The 16,397-nt window shown below is 68.2% G+C and carries 15 protein-coding genes; 6 read left to right on the top strand and 9 right to left on the bottom strand.

What is annotated here, in order from left to right; all coding sequences use genetic code 11:
- Positions 1 to 34: 34 nt before the first annotated feature.
- Positions 35 to 526 carry an Lrp/AsnC family transcriptional regulator gene (locus GRX31_RS23810; RefSeq protein WP_016449824.1) on the bottom strand — a complete coding sequence of 164 codons (492 nt, stop codon included), beginning with the start codon at positions 524 to 526 and terminating at the stop codon, positions 35 to 37.
- 143 nt (positions 527 to 669) lie between these two features.
- On the opposite strand from GRX31_RS23810, the gene GRX31_RS23805 reads away from it, so the two are divergent.
- The gene (locus tag GRX31_RS23805) at positions 670 to 2,115 is read left to right on the top strand and encodes an L-lactate permease (protein WP_160855205.1); all 1,446 of its coding nucleotides are present in this window, start codon (positions 670 to 672) and stop codon (positions 2,113 to 2,115) included.
- A gap of 68 nt (positions 2,116 to 2,183) precedes the next feature.
- Here GRX31_RS23805 and GRX31_RS23800 read toward each other — a convergent pair whose 3' ends face one another.
- Together GRX31_RS23800 and dkgB are read right to left on the bottom strand one after the other, a co-directional pair.
- Positions 2,184 to 3,863, bottom strand: coding sequence for a long-chain-fatty-acid--CoA ligase (locus GRX31_RS23800; protein ID WP_016449826.1), 1,680 nt, complete (start codon positions 3,861 to 3,863; stop codon positions 2,184 to 2,186).
- Between the two features lie 158 nt (positions 3,864 to 4,021).
- Positions 4,022 to 4,843 (bottom strand): 2,5-didehydrogluconate reductase DkgB, encoded by an 822-nt coding sequence (dkgB, locus tag GRX31_RS23795; RefSeq protein WP_160855203.1) that lies wholly within the window; start codon positions 4,841 to 4,843, stop codon positions 4,022 to 4,024.
- A gap of 141 nt (positions 4,844 to 4,984) precedes the next feature.
- On the opposite strand from dkgB, the gene GRX31_RS23790 reads away from it, so the two are divergent.
- Positions 4,985 to 5,878: a LysR family transcriptional regulator gene (locus tag GRX31_RS23790; protein ID WP_160855201.1), complete on the top strand. Its 894-nt coding sequence runs from the start codon at positions 4,985 to 4,987 to the stop codon at positions 5,876 to 5,878.
- 101 nt (positions 5,879 to 5,979) lie between these two features.
- Here the strand turns inward: GRX31_RS23790 and GRX31_RS23785 are convergent, their stop codons facing one another.
- The 3 genes from GRX31_RS23785 to tkt all read right to left on the bottom strand — a co-directional run bounded on the left by GRX31_RS23785 (position 5,980) and on the right by tkt (position 9,648).
- Complete coding sequence (locus GRX31_RS23785) at positions 5,980 to 6,339, bottom strand: tRNA-binding protein (protein ID WP_026062619.1); 360 nt, start codon at positions 6,337 to 6,339, stop codon at positions 5,980 to 5,982.
- Positions 6,340 to 6,491: 152 nt separating this feature from the next.
- A complete protein-coding gene (gene gap / locus GRX31_RS23780) occupies positions 6,492 to 7,493 on the bottom strand; it encodes a type I glyceraldehyde-3-phosphate dehydrogenase (protein WP_012202871.1) in 1,002 nt (333 codons plus the stop codon).
- Positions 7,494 to 7,602: 109 nt separating this feature from the next.
- A complete protein-coding gene (gene tkt / locus GRX31_RS23775) occupies positions 7,603 to 9,648 on the bottom strand; it encodes a transketolase (protein ID WP_016449833.1) in 2,046 nt (681 codons plus the stop codon).
- 117 nt (positions 9,649 to 9,765) lie between these two features.
- Between tkt and GRX31_RS23770 the strand changes: the two genes are divergently transcribed.
- Together GRX31_RS23770 and GRX31_RS23765 are read left to right on the top strand one after the other, a co-directional pair.
- The gene (locus GRX31_RS23770; RefSeq protein ID WP_160855199.1) at positions 9,766 to 10,554 is read left to right on the top strand and encodes a nucleotidyltransferase family protein; all 789 of its coding nucleotides are present in this window, start codon (positions 9,766 to 9,768) and stop codon (positions 10,552 to 10,554) included.
- A 132-nt stretch (positions 10,555 to 10,686) separates the two neighbouring features.
- Positions 10,687 to 11,523 carry a sulfite exporter TauE/SafE family protein gene (locus GRX31_RS23765; protein ID WP_154836081.1) on the top strand — a complete coding sequence of 279 codons (837 nt, stop codon included), beginning with the start codon at positions 10,687 to 10,689 and terminating at the stop codon, positions 11,521 to 11,523.
- A gap of 58 nt (positions 11,524 to 11,581) precedes the next feature.
- On the opposite strand, the gene fba is transcribed toward GRX31_RS23765, so the two are convergent.
- The 3 genes from fba to GRX31_RS23750 all read right to left on the bottom strand — a co-directional run bounded on the left by fba (position 11,582) and on the right by GRX31_RS23750 (position 14,856).
- A complete protein-coding gene (fba, locus tag GRX31_RS23760) occupies positions 11,582 to 12,646 on the bottom strand; it encodes a class II fructose-bisphosphate aldolase (protein ID WP_013804528.1) in 1,065 nt (354 codons plus the stop codon).
- Positions 12,647 to 12,775: 129 nt separating this feature from the next.
- Positions 12,776 to 14,161 (bottom strand): two-component sensor histidine kinase, encoded by a 1,386-nt coding sequence (locus GRX31_RS23755; protein WP_016449836.1) that lies wholly within the window; start codon positions 14,159 to 14,161, stop codon positions 12,776 to 12,778.
- A complete protein-coding gene (locus GRX31_RS23750) occupies positions 14,158 to 14,856 on the bottom strand; it encodes a response regulator transcription factor (RefSeq protein ID WP_026062623.1) in 699 nt (232 codons plus the stop codon). The genes GRX31_RS23755 and GRX31_RS23750 overlap by 4 nt, the downstream gene beginning before the upstream one ends.
- Positions 14,857 to 14,949: 93 nt before the next feature.
- Between GRX31_RS23750 and GRX31_RS23745 the strand changes: the two genes are divergently transcribed.
- Together GRX31_RS23745 and GRX31_RS23740 are read left to right on the top strand one after the other, a co-directional pair.
- On the top strand, positions 14,950 to 15,726 hold the full coding sequence (locus GRX31_RS23745; RefSeq protein ID WP_160855197.1) for a phosphatase PAP2 family protein: 777 nt from the start codon (positions 14,950 to 14,952) through the stop codon (positions 15,724 to 15,726).
- A gap of 12 nt (positions 15,727 to 15,738) precedes the next feature.
- Positions 15,739 to 16,323 carry a phosphatase PAP2 family protein gene (locus GRX31_RS23740; RefSeq protein ID WP_160855195.1) on the top strand — a complete coding sequence of 195 codons (585 nt, stop codon included), beginning with the start codon at positions 15,739 to 15,741 and terminating at the stop codon, positions 16,321 to 16,323.
- Positions 16,324 to 16,397 lie beyond the last annotated feature (74 nt).

Below are 16,397 nucleotides of genomic sequence, written 5' to 3'. Positions count from 1 at the left end.
GTTTAGCGGCTGTCAAGATTGCGCCAAAGGGCCTTCACTCGCAGGGAATTTCCAGCCCGACCTTCACGCGGTCCAGCGCCACGATGGTCTTGAACCATTTGACGTTGGGGTTCTCGGCGAACAGGCGCCGCGCCAGGGCCTCGTACTCCTGCATGGTGGCCACGGTGAGCACGAGCACGAAGTCCACCTCGCCCGTGACGTAGTAGCACTGCTGGACCTCGGGCACGGCGAAGTGCGATTTCATGGCGTTGAGCGCATCGATGCTGGTGCGCTCGGTCATGACCTCCACGATGATGGTGATGGGCCGGCCCACGCGCGTGGGGTCCACGGTGGCGGCCTGGCCGGTGATCACGCCTTCGGCCTGCATGCGCTTGAGGCGGCGCTGCACGGCGGCCGTGGACAGGTTGACCTGCTCGGCCAGCAGGCGCAGCGGCACCGTGCTGTCGCGCTGGACGATGGCCAGGATGGCGCGGTCGAAGCCGTCCAGATCGGCCAGGTGTGCAGGGTGGGCGGTGTGCTTGGTCATGGGAAGCGAGGACTTTTGGAGGGTGAGAAATTTTCTCGCAAACATCCTCAATTCAGAGACCAAAAAACAGGTGCCGCGAAATAGTATTTCGTCGTTTTCCGCATCCAACGCATGCGGACCTGCCTGCCGAGAAATCCCATCCCATGGCCACCCTGCTCCACCTGTCTCCCGTGTTTCTTGTGATGTCCATGCTCATGGTTTTGCGCCGCCCGCCTGTGCAGGCGGCCATGGCCGGGGCGGCGCTGGTCGCCCTGCTGTGGCTGGTCGATGCCTGGATGGCCAAGGGCACCGCCGCTTCCGGCGCCGCCCTGGCCGCAGCGCGCGACACGGGCGTGCTGTTCCTGAGCACGGCCTTCGTGATCGTGCCGGGCCTGGGTTTCGTGATCCTCATCGAACGCATGGGCGTCAACCAGGCGCTGAGCCAGTGGGTGCGCTCGCTGGGCCTGGGGCCCGCCGATCAGGTGGTGTTCATCGTGCTGGGCCTGGCGCCGCTGCTGGAGGCGATGACGGGCTTTGGCGTGTCGCTGATCGCCACCGTGCCGCTGCTGCTGAGCCTGTTCGAGCGGCGCGCCGCGCTGCGCATGGCGCTGGCGGGTATGGCCATCATGCCCTGGGGCACGCTGGGCCTGGCCACGGTGATCGGTGCCTCGCTGGCCCATGTGGATGCGGCCGCGCTGGCCGCTGTGTCCTCGCTGACCAGCGCGCCGGTGTTCCTGGTGCTGGGCGCCCTGTCCCTGCACCTGGCAGGCGAGCGCGGTGCGCGGGCCTGGCTGCTGCTGGGCGGCTTTGGCCTGCTGTTCGTGGTCGTGCTGCATGGCATCAGCCGCTGGCTGGGCCCCGAGGTGGCGGGTGTGGGCGCGGGCTTTGCGGTTGCGCTGGGCATGCTGGTGCGCGCGCTGCTGCTGCGCGGCACGGCCCAGGCGGCACCCGGCTGGCCGCGACAGGCCTGGCCGTATCTGGCGCTCGCCCTTGCCATCGTGCTGCTCAAGCTGCTGGCCCTGGCCACGCAGTGGGACCAGCGCTGGATCGTGCAGGGCGCCCAGGTGGCCTGGAAGCCGCTGGCCTCCCCGGGCGTGGCGCTGACCCTGGTGCTGGCCCTGCTGCTGGCTCGCGGGGCCGGCCGTGGCGTTGCCCTGGCTGGTGCACTGGCCGCCCGCGCCAAGCGCCCGCTGCTGACCATCTTCTTCTTCCTGGCGATGTCCCAGATGATGGTCAAGGCCGGTTTCCTGTCCGGCCTGGTGCAGATGCTGGCCGAACTGGCGCCTGCGGCCCTGGCGCCGATCGTGGCCGCCTTCGGTGCGCTGGCCGGCTACATGACGGGCTCCAACGTGGGCGGCAACGCGATCTTCATGCCCGCCATCGCCCTGCTGCCCGAGTCCTCGCGCCTGCTGCTGGCCGCCGTGCACAACAGCGCCGCCGGGCATGCGGCGCTGGGCTCTTTGTCCATCGTGATGCTGGTGCTGGGCCTGGCACGGACCAATGCCCAGGAAGAGGGAGAACTCGTGCGCTTCGGCTTTGCGCTGGCCTGCCTCAATGCGGCGGCCGTGGCGCTGGCGGCGCTGGTCCTGGCGGGTCCGGGCATGTTCTGAAGACGTGTTCCCTCCCAATGAAAAGAGGCGCCGCAGCGCCTCTTTGCAAACACGGCAAGCCGCCCGCGTTACTTGCTGTCGCGCAGCTCCCGGCGCAGGATCTTGCCAACCGGGGTTTTGGGCAGTTCGGTGCGGAACTCGATCACGCGCGGCCGCTTGTAGCCCGTGAGGTTGTCGTGGCAGAAATCGCGCACGGCCTGCTCGGTGAGGCTGTCGTCCTTGCGCACGATGACCAGCTTGACGGCCTCGCCGGTCTTCTCGTCGGGCACGCCGACCACGGCGCATTCGAGCACGCCGGGGCAGTTGGAGACCACGTCTTCCACTTCATTGGGATAGACGTTGAAGCCGCTGACCAGGACCATGTCCTTCTTGCGGTCCACGATCTTGAAGTAGCCGCGCTCGTCCATGGTGCCGATGTCGCCGGTGCGAAAGTAGCCGTCGGCGGTGAAGACCTTGGCGGTTTCGTCGGGGCGCTGCCAGTAGGCGGCCATGACCTGCGGGCCCTTGATGGCGACCTCGCCGCGCTCGCCGATGGTGGTCACGTCGTTTCCTTCGTCATCGACGAGCTTCATCCAGGTGCTGGGCAGGGGCACGCCGATGGTGCCCGAGAACTCGGTGGAGGTGACGGGGTTGCAGCTGACCGAGGGACTGGTCTCCGACAGGCCGTAGCCCTCGCAGATGGGGCAGCCGGTCTTTTGCAGCCACAGCTGGGCCACGGCGCTTTGCACCGCCATGCCGCCGCCGACCGAGACCTTCAGGTGCGACCAGTCCACGGTGTTGAAGTCCGGGTGGTTGGCCAGGCCGTTGAACAGCGTGCTCACGGCCGGGAAGCTGTGAAAGCGCTGCGTGGACAGTTCCTTGAGCGTGGCCTTGAGGTCGCGCGGATTGGGAATCAGGATGGTTTTGCCGCCCGTGCGCATGGACAGCATCATGTTCACCGTGAAGGCGAAGATGTGGTACAGCGGCAGCGCGCAGATGCTGGTGGGCTGCTCGCCGGCCGGCACCTTGCCCATGGCGGGCTGGTTCCAGGCCTCGGACTGCAGCACGTTGGCGATGATGTTGCTGTGCAGCAGCACCGCGCCCTTGCTCACGCCCGTGGTGCCGCCCGTGTACTGCAGCAGGGCCATGTCGGAGGCCTGCAGCTGCGGCGCCTGGAAGGGCGAGCGCATGCCCTTGGCCAGCGCGTCGTTGAAGCGCACGGCCCCCGGCAGCGAGAACGGCGGCACCAGCTTCTTGACCTTGCGCACCACGTAATTGACGATGGCGCCCTTGAGCATGCCCAGCTGGTCGCCCATGGTGCACAGCACCATGTGCTGCACGGGCGTGGCGGCCTTGCAGGCCTGCAGCGTGTGGGCGAAGTTCTCGATGATGACGATGGCCTTGGCGCCCGAGTCCTTGAGCTGGTGCTCCAGTTCGCGCGCCGTGTACAGCGGGTTGACGTTGACCACGACGAAGCCGGCGCGCAGCACGGCGGCCACGGCCACGGGGTACTGAGGCACGTTGGGCATCATCAGCGCCACGCGGTCGCCGCGGGCCAGGCCCAGGCTCTGCAGATAGGCAGCGAAGGCGCGGCTTTGCGCATCGACCTGTGAGTAGGTCAGCTCCTTGCCCATGAAGGAATAGGCCACACGGTCCGCGTAGCGGCTGAAGGCCTCCTCCATCAGGGCCACCAGCGAAGGGTATTGGGAGGGATCGATGTCGGCGGGCACACCTGCCGGATAGGCACCCAGCCATGGGCGGTCACTCATGCTGCTTGTCTCCTGGTTGTCTCGACTAATCGTGCATTCTCATAAAAAGCACGGTCGTTCGATACTGTGATAACCCTAGTACTACCCCTAGGGTCCGCATTGCGTTGCTCCAGGTCAAAGCTCGCCAGGCCGCCCAGGCCCTCCGTCACGACCGCGGTTCAATCCCAGGCCGGAGCCAGCCCGTCTGGGCTGACCTGGCGGTCGCCGCGTTCCAGCGCGGCGATGCGCTGCATGTCTTCGGCGCCCAGCACCAGCTGGCAGCTGTCCAGGTTGGCCTGCAGGTGGGCGCGCTGGGTGGACGAGGGAATGACGGCATAGCCCATGGCCATGGCCCAGGCCAGCGCCACCTGGGCGGGCGTGGCGCCGTGGGCGGCGGCGATGTCGGCCAGCACGGGATCGGCCAGCAGCTTGCCGTAGCCCAGCGTCATGTACGAGGTGGTGTGAATGCCCTGCTGGCGTGCGAAGTCGGTGACGGCACGGTTTTGCAGATAGGGGCTCAGTTCGATCTGGTTGGTGGCGATGTTCGCGGCGCCCACGGCGGCAATGGATTGCTGCAGCAGCGCGATGTTGAAGTTGGACACGCCGATGTGGCGCGTCAGCCCCTGGTCCCTGGCGCGCATGAGCGCGCCCAGGCTGTCCTCCAGCGGCACGCTGCGTGAAGGCCAGTGGATCAGCGTCAGCTCCACATGGTCGGTGCGCAGGGCTTCAAGGCTGCGCTCCAGGCTGGGGATCAGCGCGTCGGCGGACAGGTTCTCGGTCCAGATCTTGGTGGTGAGGAAGAGCTGATCGCGCGGCACGGCGCTGGCGGCGATGGCGGCCCCCACATCGGCCTCGTTGCCGTAGATCTGGGCGGTGTCGATGGCGCGGTAGCCCACTTCCAGGGCCTGGCCCACGGAGTGGCGCACCACCTCATCCTTGAGGCGGAAGGTGCCCAGGCCGAAGGCGGGCACCACGGAAGCGAGAGAGGCAGTCGATGTCATGCAGGTCTTTCAAAAAAGCAAACAAGGCGCGGAACAACGCCTCGAAGACTGCAGTCTGGCGCGTTCACGCTTGCAGATAAAGCCTGGTATCAGCAGAAAATATTTGACGCTGCAGCAACAATTGCGCCAAGCTGGCATCCCATGAAAACCACCCTGGACGAGTTGCAGGCCTTTCGCGCCGTGATTGACTGCGGCAGCATCACGGCGGCGGCCGAGCAGTTGGGACAGACCACCTCGGGCATCAGCCGCAGCCTATCGCGCCTGGAGAAAAAGCTGGCCACCACCTTGGTGCGGCGCACCACGCGCAGCCTGGAGCTGACCGAGGAAGGCGCGCGCTTCCTGGCCCGCACGCGCGAGGTGCTGCAGGCCCTGGACGCGGCCGAGGAGGAACTGGCCGCGCGCCGTGAGGCGCCGGCCGGGCTGCTGCGCGTCAACGCGGCCTCGCCCTTCATGCTGCATGCCATCGTGCCGCTGGTGGGTGAGTTCCGCGCGCTCTATCCGCTGATCACGCTGGAGCTGAACACCGATGACCTGCACATCGACCTGCTGGCCCAGCGCACCGACATCGCCATCCGCATCGGCGAGCTGCGCGACTCCACGCTGCATGCGCGGCTGCTGTGCCACAGCCTGCTGCGCGTGCTGGCCAGCCCCGCCTACCTGCAGGCCCATGGCCCCGTGGCGAGCGTGGCCGCGCTGGCGCGCCACCAGCGCATCGGCAACAGCCAGGTGCCGGGCCTGAACCACTGGCCGCTGCGCACGCCCGAGGGCGGCGACCGCTGGGATGCCGCGCCCCAGCTCACGGCCTCCAGCGGCGAGACCATGCGCCAGCTGGCCCTGGCCGGCCAGGGCGTGGTCTGCCTGGCCGACTTCATGACCGTGCGCGATCGCGCCCAGGGCGAGCTGGTGCAGGTGCTGGCGCGCGAGACCGTGCAGCAGCGCCAGCCCATCCACGCCGTCTACTACCGCAACACGGCGCTGGCCGCGCGCATCACGGCCTTCCTGGACTTTCTCACGCAGCGCATGGCGGCAGGTTGAGAGGTGGCGTCGCATTCCGGCGCCGCCCCGGGAACGACTGGGAGGCAGCCGGCCGCACCGTCAAGGCGGCCGGCGCGCGCATCGAATAGTCCGCAAGGCCGTCACAGCAGCTTGGTGCCCAGCGGCACCTCGCGGTCGGGCACGCACAGCGCGACCTCGCCGTTCTCGTTGTGGAATCCCGTGACCAGGCATTCCGAGCGCATGGGACCGATCTGCTTGCTGGGAAAGTTCAGCACGGCCACCACCTGGCGGCCTATCAGTTCCTCGGGCCGGTACAGCGCCGTGATCTGGGCGCTGGACTTGCGCAGGCCCAGTTCGGGGCCGAAATCGACCTGCAGCACATAGGCCGGGCGGCGCGCCTCCTTGAACACCTGGGCGTCCACGATGCGGCCCACGCGCAGCTCCACCTTGAGGAAGTCGTCAAAGCCAATGGTCTCGTGCAATGCGGATGAAGTAGTCATGCGGCCATGATGCCGCGCCGCCGGTGCCGGCTTTGTCGAGCAACGCTTGCAGTGCCGGGGCACACTGTCCGCCATGAAAAAGGCCGGCATCGCGTCCGATGCCGGCCTGGTGCGAGGCCCTTCGACAGGCCCCGCAGCGGTTCACGCCAGGATTACTTGGCGGCGACCACGCGCACCATTTCCAGGCACTTGTTGGAGTAGCCCCACTCGTTGTCGTACCAGGACACGACCTTCACGAAGGTCTTGTCCAGGGCGATGCCGGCTTCGGCATCGAACACCGAGGTGCAGGACTCGCCGCGGAAGTCCGTGGCCACGACCTTGTCTTCGGTGTAGCCCAGCACGCCCTTGAGCGCGCCTTGCGACTGGGCCTTCATTTCGGCGCAGATCTCTTCGTAGCTGGCTTCGCTGTTCAGCTCCACCGTCAGGTCCACCACCGACACGTCGGAGGTGGGCACACGGAAGGACATGCCGGTCAGCTTCTTGTTGAGCTCGGGAATCACCACGCCCACGGCCTTGGCTGCGCCCGTGCTGGAGGGAATGATGTTTTCCAGGATGCCGCGGCCGCCGCGCCAGTCCTTGTTGCTGGGGCCGTCCACGGTCTTTTGGGTGGCGGTGGCAGCGTGCACGGTGGTCATCAGGCCGCGCTTGATGCCCCACTTGTCGTTGAGCACCTTGGCCACGGGAGCCAGGCAGTTGGTGGTGCAGGAGGCGTTGGAGATCACGTCCTGGCCAGCGTAGGTCTTGCAGTTCACGCCGAAGACGAACATCGGGGTGCTGTCCTTGGAAGGCGCGGACATGATGACCTTCTTGGCGCCGGCAGCCAGGTGCTTGCGTGCGGTCTCGTCGGTCAGGAACAGGCCGGTGGCCTCGATCACGATGTCGGCGCCGACTTCGTTCCACTTCAGGTTGGCGGGGTCGCGCTCCTGCGTCAGGCGGATGGTCTTGCCGTTGACGATCAGGTTGGAGCCCTCCACCGAGACCTCACCCTTGAAGCGGCCGTGCACGCTGTCGTACTTGAGCATGTAGGCCAGGTAGTCGGGCTCGAGCAGGTCGTTGATGCCCACGACTTCGATGTCGCTGAAGTTCTGCACGGCAGCGCGGAACACCATGCGGCCGATGCGGCCGAAGCCGTTGATACCGATCTTGATCGTCATATTTGCCTCTTGGATTGACGGATTGCGAAAAACGGAAAAACTGAAACGGTGAGGGCCAGGCCGGGCCTGGCGGGCGGCAAAAAGGGGCCACAGGCCCCTTCTCGCAGCTTTACTTGCCGGCGCGCTGCAGCGCAGCCTGCACGGTGTCGGCCACGTTCTCGGCCGTGAAGCCGAAGTGCTTGAACAGCACGGGCGCTGGAGCCGATTCACCGTAGGTGTCGATGCCGACGACGGCGGCGCAGCCGTACTTCCACCAGAAGTCGGTCACGCCCATTTCCACGGCGATGCGCGGCAGGTTGGCCGGCAGCACCTGGCTCTTGTACTTGGCGTCCTGCTTGTCGAAAGTGGTCGTGCTGGGCATGGAGACCACGCGCACGGCGACCTTGCGCTCGGCCAGCAGCTTCTGGGCGGCCAGGGCCAGCTGCACTTCGGAGCCGGTGGCGATGATGACGGCCTGGGCCTTCTTGTTCAGGCCGACGGCCTTGGGCTCGGACAGCACGTAGGCGCCGCAGGCGATGTCGTCCAGCGCGTCTTCGGTCTTGGCTGCGTAGGCCAGGTTCTGGCGCGACAGCAGCAGGGCCGTGGGCTTGTTCTTCTGGCTCAGGGCCACGGTCCAGGCGACGGCGGTTTCCGTGGTGTCGGCAGGGCGCCAGACATCCAGGCCAGGGATCAGGCGCAGCGAGGCGGCGTGCTCGATGGACTGGTGGGTGGGGCCGTCTTCGCCCAGGCCGATGGAGTCGTGCGTGAAGACGTGGACCACGCGCTGCTTCATCAGCGCGGCCATGCGGATGGCGTTGCGGCTGTAGTCGCTGAAGGTCAGGAAGGTGCCTGCGTAGGGGATGTAGCCGCCATGCAGGGCGATGCCGTTCATGATGGCGGCCATGCCGAACTCGCGCACACCGTAGTTGATGTGGCGGCCGATCTTGCCGTCTTCGGTCAGGACCACGGCACCCTTGTCGTCCACGCGCAGCGAAGGCGTGCTCTTGGTATTGGTCAGGTTGGAGCCGGTCAGGTCGGCCGAGCCGCCCAGCAGTTCGGGCAGGGCTGCGGTCAGGCCTTCCAGGGCCAGCTGGCTGGCCTTGCGGCTGGCCACGGTGGCGCCTGCGTCATGCGCGTCGGAGGCGATCTGCGCGGCGATCTCGCCGAAGTTGGCGGGCAGGTCACCGGCCATGCGGCGCTTGAATTCGGCAGCCAGTTCGGGGAAGGCCTTGGCATAGGCGGCGAACTTCTTGTTCCAGGCCGCTTCGGCCTTGGCGCCGGCGGCCTTGGCATCCCAGTCGCCGTAGACGCTGGCGGGGATGTCGAAGGGGCCGTGCTCCCAGCCCAGGGCCGCGCGGGTCAGTGCGATTTCCTCGGCGCCCAGGGGCTCGCCGTGGGCCTTGGCCGTGTCCTGGCGGTTGGGCGAGCCCTTGCCGATGCTGGTCTTGCAGCAGATCAGCGTGGGCTTGTCGCTGCTCTTCTTGGCGGCGGCGATGGCGGCATCGATGGCCTGCACGTTGTGGCCGTCCACGTCGCGCACCACGTTCCAGCCATAGGCTTCGAAGCGGGCGGGCGTGTTGTCGATGAACCAGGGGGCGACCTTGCCGTCGATGGAGATGCCGTTGTCGTCGTACAGCGCCACCAGCTTGCCCAGCTTCCAGGCGCCGGCCAGGGCCGCGGCCTCGTGGCTGATGCCTTCCATCAGGCAGCCGTCACCCAGGAACACGTAGGTGTGGTGGTCGACGATGGCGTGGCCTGCGCGGTTGAACTCGGCGGCCAGCAGCTTTTCGGCCAGCGCGAAGCCCACGGCATTGGTGATGCCCTGGCCCAGCGGGCCGGTGGTGGTTTCCACGCCGGGGGTGATGCCCACTTCGGGGTGGCCGGCCGTCTTGCTGTGCAGCTGGCGGAAGTTCTTGAGTTCGTCGATCGGCAGCGCGTAGCCCGTGAGGTGCAGCAGCGCGTAGATCAGCATGGAGCCGTGGCCGTTGGACAGGATGAAGCGGTCACGGTCAGCCCATTGCGGGTTGACGGGGTTGTGCTTGAGGTGACGGCTCCACAGTGCCACGGCCATGTCGGCCATGCCCATGGGGGCGCCGGGGTGGCCGGAGTTGGCTTGTTGAACGGCATCCATTGCGAGTGCGCGGATCGCATTCGCCATTTGTTGAGTGTTGGCCATCAGGGCGCTCCGTGAAGGAGGGGGTAATCAGAGTAAGCCGGCTATTTTAAAGGACGCGGGTTTTCGGCTCCCGCGCGCGGGGCAATGGCCGCTGGCAATGGTCTACAGTTGCGCTCCATGACCGCCTCGCCCATCCAGCCGTTCCCCGCCGCCAAGGCGCTTTTCCTCACCGAGCAGCCACCGGCCATGCTGCTGGCCGCAGGCCGTGGCGAGCGCATGCGGCCGCTGACCGACACCTGCCCCAAGCCGCTGCTGCAGGTGCAGGGCCGGCCACTGCTGCAGCACCACCTGCAGGCCCTTGCGCAGGCCGGCGTGCGCCGCGCCGTGGTCAACACGGGCTGGCTGGGCGAGCAGATTCCCGCGCGCTTCGGGGAGCGCTTCGCGCCCGACACAGGTGGCGAGCCGCTGCATCTGGCCTATTCCCCCGAGCCCGAGCAGGCGCTGGAGACCGCAGGAGGCATTGCGCGCGCGCTGCCGCTTCTGGACACGGTGTTCTGGCTGGCGGCCGGCGATGTCTACGCGCCCGACTTTGATTTCCCGTTCGAGGCGGCCCGCGAATTTGCCGCCAGCGGACGGCTGGCCCATCTGTGGCTGGTGCCCAACCCCGAGCACCATCGGCGTGGCGACTTCGGCGTGGACGAACTGGGCCTGGCCTGCGACTGGCCCGAGGGCGATGCCCGCCCGCGCCAGACCTACGGCACCATTGCGCTGCTGCGCGCCGAGCTGTTTGCCGCGCCCTGGTGCGACATCCCGCCCGGCAACCCCGACGGTTGGCGCGTGCCGCTGGTGGCGCTGCTGCGCCGGGCGATGGCCGCCGGCCAGGTGAGCGCCAGCCTGTATACCGGGCGCTGGACCGACGTGGGCACGCCCGAGCGGCTGCAGCGGCTCAACACGCCAGCCGCCTGAGACGTCGGACTGACACGCCGGCCTGGCACGTTGGCCTGGGGCGCCCGCTGGTGACTTCGGCGCCCGGGCAGGCGAAGGCGCTCCGTGTTAGCGTCGCCGGTTCGGCGCAGCGGCGCGCCAGAAAGCCTTTCGATGAGCGTGATCCAGTATGTGATGTTCCTGGCCCTGGTGGGCCTGGCGACGTTTTGCCAGAACCTGACGGGCTTTGCCTTCGGGCTGATCTTCGTGGGCGTGGCCGGTGCCACGCACCTGATGGGCATTGGCGATGCGGCCAACGTGGCCTGCCTGCTGTCCGTGGTCAACGGCGTGGCCTACCTGCGCGCCCACCGCCAAGTGCCGCAGTGGACGCTGCTCAAGCCCATGCTGATCAGCAGCGTCATCGGCGTGATCGGCGGCGTGCTGCTGCTGCAGTGGCTCAGCGGCAATGCGCTGAGCGGGCTGCGCATGCTGCTGGGCCTGGCCATCGTGGCCTGCGCGCTGTTGCTGTTGCTGCAAAAGCAGGTCAACGCGCAGGTGTCGGGGCCGGTGTCGCTGTGGGTGGCCGGTGTGGCCTCGGGGCTGCTGGGCGGGCTGTTTGCCACGCCGGGCCCGCCCATGGTCTACCACCTGTACCGCCAGCCGCTGGACCGCCTGGTGGTGCGCCAGTGCCTGTTTGCCATGTTCCTCACCTGCGCGCTGCTGCGCCTGGCGATGGTGGCCTGGGAGGGCGAGATCACCGCCAGCGTGCTGCTGGCCGCAGCCCTGGCCTTTCCCGTGGTGACGGTGGTGACCTGGCTGCACATGCGCCATCCGCCCGCCCTGCCCAAGCGGCTGGTCGAATGGATGGTCTGCCTGCTGCTGGTGCTGTCGGGCACCAGCCTGCTGGTGTCGGGCTGGAACGCCAGCCACCCCCAGCCCGTGGTGCCCGATGACGAGATGGCCATGGCCGTACCCCAGCGGTCCCAGGCTGCGGCCCCCGCGCCGCGCTGACAACAAAAAAGCCCGCCGGGCGGACCGGCGGGCTTTTTTTGAAGGGGGAAGGAACCGATCAGTTCACGACCTGCTGCAGCGAACCGGCAGCGTACTTGGCGGCCATCTGCTCCAGCGTGTAGCCCTTGATCTTGGCGCCCTGGCCTTCGCAGCCGAACTCGATGTAGCGGGCCTTGCAGATCTGCTTGGCGGCTTCGCGGGCAGGCTTGAGCCATTCTCGGGCATCGAACTTCTCGGGGTTCTCGGCCAGGAACTTGCGCACGGCGCCGGTCATCGCCAGGCGGATGTCGGTGTCGATGTTGATCTTGCGCACGCCGTGCTTGATGGCTTCCTGGATTTCCTCGACGGGCACGCCGTAGGTTTCCTTCATGGCGCCGCCGTACTGGCGGATGATTTCCAGCAGTTCCTGGGGCACGGAGGAGGAGCCGTGCATGACCAGGTGGGTGTTGGGCAGGCGCGCGTGGATTTCCTTGACGCGCTGGATGGACAGGATGTCGCCCGTGGGCTTGCGTGTGAACTTGTAGGCGCCGTGGCTGGTGCCGATGGCAATAGCCAGCGCGTCCAGCTGCGTGGCCTTGACGAACTGGGCCGCTTCCTCGGGGTCGGTCAGCAGGGCCGAGTGGTCGAGCACGCCTTCGGCGCCCACGCCGTCTTCCTCGCCGGCCATGCCGGTTTCCAGCGAGCCCAGGCAGCCGAGCTCACCTTCGACGGTGGCGCCCAGCTTGTGGGCCATTTCCACGACCTTGCGGGTCACGTCCACGTTGTATTCAAAGGAGGAAGGCGTCTTGCCGTCTTCCATCAGCGAGCCGTCCATCATCACCGAGCCGAAGCCCAGGTTCAGCGCGCCCTGGCAGATGGCGGGCGAGGTGCCGTGGTCCTGGTGCATGACCAGGGGGATGTGGGGATACTGCTCGGCGGCGGCCTGGATCAGGTGCTTGATGAAGGGCTCGCCGGCGTACTTGCGGGCGCCTGCGCTGGCCTGCAGGATGACGGGCGCGCCCACTTCGTCGGCGGCCGACATCACGGCTTGCACCTGCTCCAGGTTGTTGACGTTGAAGGCGGGAAGACCGTAGCCGTTTTCGGCAGCGTGGTCCAGCAGTTCGCGCATCGAAACGAGAGGCATGTGTAGGGTCCGTATCAAGTTGTTGAGAGGGGGATGCCCCTGCCGCATGGCGGCCGCCGCTGCGTCATGGGTTCGCTGCGGGGCTGCGGCCGGGGGATCGCGGCAGTAACCGCTTGGTAACTGGCGATTTTAACCAGCTGCCGCCAACCCTGTCCCGGGCATTCCCATGCGGTAGCAGGTCGTGAAGCCTTCGGGCGGCGCGGCCTCGCCAAAGCTTCCCTGGTGGGCGCGCAGCACGCGCGCCACGATCTCGTGGCCCAGGTGCAGGCTGTCCACGGGCGCTGCCGCGCGCTCTGCGCCGTCACGGCGGCCGTCGCTACGGCGGCCGTCATCGCAGACCTGCAGCCAGACCTCGCCATCCGGCCCCTGCCCGGCCTGCACCTCGATCTGCGTGCCGTGCGGCGTGTGCTTGAGGGCGTTTTCCACCAGGTTGCGCAGCGCCAGCTCCAGCAGCACGGCATTGCCCATCACGCCCAGTGCCTCAGGCGCCTGCACGGACAGGCTGCAGCCGCGCTGCCAGGCCGCCTGCGCATGGGCGGCCACCACCTGACGGGCCAGCGCGGCCAGGTCCACGGGCACGGGCGGGTCGGCCAGCATGGCGCGTCCTGCGCGCGCCAGTGCCAGCAGCTGGCTGAGCACATGGCCGGCGTGCAGCGCGTCCTGGCCTATGCGCGCCAGCGCGGCGCGCTGGGCCGGGGCATCCATGGCGCCGGCCGGCGCATCGCCCAGGGCACGCGCCTGCAAGGCGATGGAGGCCAGCGGCGTGCGCAGTTCATGGGCCACTTCGTTGGCCAGGCTGCGCTCTCGCTCCAGCGCCTCCTGCTGGCGGTCCAGCAAGGTGTTGATGGAGTTCACCACGGGCATGAATTCCCGAAGCGCGTGGCGGTGCGAGACGCGCTCGGCCTGGGCCAGGTCCAGGCGCTCGACCTCGCGCGAAAGTTCGTTGAGCGGCCGCATGCCGCGTCGAATGGCCAGCCCCAGCGCCAGCGCGACCACAGGCAAAAGCCACAGGCCCGGCTCGATCATCTGGCCCGCGATGTCGTCGGCCAGTTCGTCGCGCTCCTGCAACTCGATCATCACGCTGACCTTGCGTGCATGGTCGCGGCTCCATTGGGTGAAGCTGCGCCAGGCCCGATGCTCGGGACCCAGGCGCAGGGTGGCAAAGCCCTGCTCGGTGTCGAAGGCGGGCTCGGGCGCATCGCCCGTGCGCGAGATCAGCCGCCCCGCGCCATCCCACAGGGCCACGCTCAGCGACTGCTGGTAGTCGTGGGCCATGAGGCCGGGGGGCTCATGCACGGGCGTGGCTGCTCCCTGGCCTACGGCGCCTGCGACTTCCAGGTTGAGCACCAGCGCAGCGACGCCGGCCAGGTGGCCGTCGGTGAGCTCGTCTGCCTCGTGCACGCCGGTCTGGTAGCCCAGTGCCACGAAGCTGGCCCAGACCACGACCAGCGCGCCCAGCATCCAGGCCATCAGATGCCAGATCAGCGAGGGGCGGCGCTGCTGCGCGGTGCTCATGGGTTCTCCGCAGGAAGAAAGTAGCCCACGCCGCGCATGGTGACGATGCTGGCATTGCCCAGTTTCTTGCGCAGGTGGTGGATATGGACCTCGACGGCATTGCTTTCCACGGCCGTGCCCCAGCTGTAGAGATGTTCCTCGATCTGCTGGCGCGAGAGCACGCGCCCGCGCGCCTGCAGCAGCACCCAGAGCACGGAGAACTCGCGCGGCGACATCTCCACCAGCTTTCCGTCGCGGCGCACGGTGCGCGCGGCCGGATCGACCTCCAGCTCGCCATGGCGGATCACGGGTGCCGCCTGCCCGCCTGCGCGGCGCAGCATGGCGCGCAGCCGCGCCTCCAGCTCGTCGATGTCGAAGGGCTTGACCAGGTAGTCATCGGCACCCAGGTCCAGCCCGGCGATGCGTTCGCGCACCTGGTCGCGCGCGGTGAGGATGAGCACGGGCGTGTTGGGGTCCGGCAGGGCGTGGCTGTCGCCACCCGGACGGCGCGGGCTCCGCAGGCGGCGCAGGATTTCGCTGCCATCGCCATCGGGCAGGCCCAGGTCCAGCAGCACGGCGTCGAAGCGCTCCATCTCCAGCGCATGCCAGGCATCGGCCACGGTGGAGCAGACGTCGACCGCATAGCGGCGCTGTTGCAGATTGGCCTGCAGGCCTGCGGCAATGCCCGCGTTGTCTTCGACGACCAGTATTCGCATGCGCGCATTGTGCAATGGCCGCTGCCGGCTGCGGCGCCAGACGATGGCCGCACGCCGGGGCATGCGTTAAGACGGGTTTAAGCCGCGCTTCTCATGCTGCCGGCCATGCCGACACCCGACCCCCGAGATTTCTCCGCCACCCCCGCGCAGGGCCCCTCCTTCAAAAGCACCCTGCTGTGGACCCTGGCGGCCCTGGCCGTGGTCCTGGCCTGGGATGCCGGCGCCCTGGACCTGGCCATGGCCCGCTGGTTTGGCGACGCCGATGGCTTTGCGCTGCGTTCGGACTGGTTCTTCGTGAACATCGCCCACGAAAGCGCACGCCGCCTGGCCTGGCTGGTGGTGCTGGGCCTGACGCTGTGCGTCTGGCGGCCCATCGGCCCGCTGCGCCTGCTGCCTCACGGGCGGCGCGTGCAGCTGGTGGCGGGCATCTTGCTGTCGCTGGCCCTGATCTCGCTGCTCAAGTACACCAGCGCGACCAGCTGCCCCTGGGACCTGGCCGAGTTCGGCGGCGTGGCGCGCCATGTCTCGCACTGGTCGCTGGGCCTGGCCGACGGCGGGCCGGGCCGCTGCTTTCCCGCAGGCCATGCCTCGGCAGGCTTCGCCTTTCTGGCCGGCTATTTCGCGCTGCGCCGCCATGCACCCCGCGCAGCCTGGATCTGGCTGGCCGTCTCGCTGGCCGCAGGCCTGTCGATGGGCCTGGCCCAGCAGATGCGCGGCGCCCATTTCATGAGCCACACGCTGTGGACCGGCTGGCTGTGCTGGACGGCGGGCTGGCTTTTCGACCTGGCGGTCACGCGTGCGCTGCGCACCCGGGACAGCGCGCCTGACTCCCTGTGGCCCGCCGCCAGCCTTCCGCCTTCCACTCCCTGATCAAGCGTTGCCATGCTGCCCCTGGACCCCGCCCTGTTCACGCTGCTGAACGCCAACGCGCAAACGCCCGCCATCTCGATCGAGGCGGCGCGCGCCATCTCCTCCTGGCTTCCCTCGCTGTGCGCCCTTCCCGTGATGGCCGGGCTGCTGCGCGGCTCGCCCGCCCTGCGCCGCACGCTGGTGCTGGCCCTGCTGTCCATGCTGGCCGCCTGGGCCGTGGCACGGCTGATCCGCTGGGGCTTCCCGGCGCCGCGTCCTGCCCAGCTGGGCATGGGCGTGCAATGGGTGGAACACGCGCTGCGGTCCAGCTTTCCGAGCATGCACGCCACGGGCGCCTTTGCCCTGGCCCAGGCGCTGACCCTGGGCTGCACGCTCCACCGCCGCTGGGTCATGGTGTCCGCCTGGTCGCTGGCCCTGGGCATGGCCTGGAGCCGCGTGCACCTGGGCGTGCACTTCCCGTCCGATGTGGTCGGCGGCGCCATCGTGGGCATCTGCAGCGCCACCCTGGTCTGGCATGCCGCGCTGTGGCGCCGCCTTGCCGTCATGCCCAACCTGCTGCCCTACAACGCACGAACCCACTCAGGCAGGCCCCGATAGACCATGGCGAAGGCATAGCGCACGGCACATAAAACTGGCGCTCCCCAGAACGAGGGACACCGAGCAAGGGCCGC

This window comes from Delftia sp. CH05, from assembly GCF_009827015.1.
Taxonomy (GTDB): Bacteria; Pseudomonadota; Gammaproteobacteria; order Burkholderiales; family Burkholderiaceae_C; genus Comamonas; species Comamonas tsuruhatensis.
Note: the sequence above shows the minus strand (reverse complement) of the source record. Positions and strands in the feature narration are given on the sequence as shown.

Excerpts from the sequence above, each read along its gene's own strand:
- GRX31_RS23810 (WP_016449824.1), bottom strand. The coding sequence starts at position 526 with ATGACCAAGCACACCGCCCACCCTGCACACCTGGCCGATCTGGACGGC.
- GRX31_RS23805 (WP_160855205.1), top strand. The coding sequence starts at position 670 with ATGGCCACCCTGCTCCACCTGTCTCCCGTGTTTCTTGTGATGTCCATG.
- GRX31_RS23800 (WP_016449826.1), bottom strand. The coding sequence starts at position 3,863 with ATGAGTGACCGCCCATGGCTGGGTGCCTATCCGGCAGGTGTGCCCGCC.
- dkgB (WP_160855203.1), bottom strand. The coding sequence starts at position 4,843 with ATGACATCGACTGCCTCTCTCGCTTCCGTGGTGCCCGCCTTCGGCCTG.
- GRX31_RS23790 (WP_160855201.1), top strand. The coding sequence starts at position 4,985 with ATGAAAACCACCCTGGACGAGTTGCAGGCCTTTCGCGCCGTGATTGAC.
- GRX31_RS23785 (WP_026062619.1), bottom strand. The coding sequence starts at position 6,339 with ATGACTACTTCATCCGCATTGCACGAGACCATTGGCTTTGACGACTTC.
- gap (WP_012202871.1), bottom strand. The coding sequence starts at position 7,493 with ATGACGATCAAGATCGGTATCAACGGCTTCGGCCGCATCGGCCGCATG.
- tkt (WP_016449833.1), bottom strand. The coding sequence starts at position 9,648 with ATGGCCAACACTCAACAAATGGCGAATGCGATCCGCGCACTCGCAATG.
- GRX31_RS23770 (WP_160855199.1), top strand. The coding sequence starts at position 9,766 with ATGACCGCCTCGCCCATCCAGCCGTTCCCCGCCGCCAAGGCGCTTTTC.
- GRX31_RS23765 (WP_154836081.1), top strand. The coding sequence starts at position 10,687 with ATGAGCGTGATCCAGTATGTGATGTTCCTGGCCCTGGTGGGCCTGGCG.
- fba (WP_013804528.1), bottom strand. The coding sequence starts at position 12,646 with ATGCCTCTCGTTTCGATGCGCGAACTGCTGGACCACGCTGCCGAAAAC.
- GRX31_RS23755 (WP_016449836.1), bottom strand. The coding sequence starts at position 14,161 with ATGAGCACCGCGCAGCAGCGCCGCCCCTCGCTGATCTGGCATCTGATG.
- GRX31_RS23750 (WP_026062623.1), bottom strand. The coding sequence starts at position 14,856 with ATGCGAATACTGGTCGTCGAAGACAACGCGGGCATTGCCGCAGGCCTG.
- GRX31_RS23745 (WP_160855197.1), top strand. The coding sequence starts at position 14,950 with ATGCTGCCGGCCATGCCGACACCCGACCCCCGAGATTTCTCCGCCACC.
- GRX31_RS23740 (WP_160855195.1), top strand. The coding sequence starts at position 15,739 with ATGCTGCCCCTGGACCCCGCCCTGTTCACGCTGCTGAACGCCAACGCG.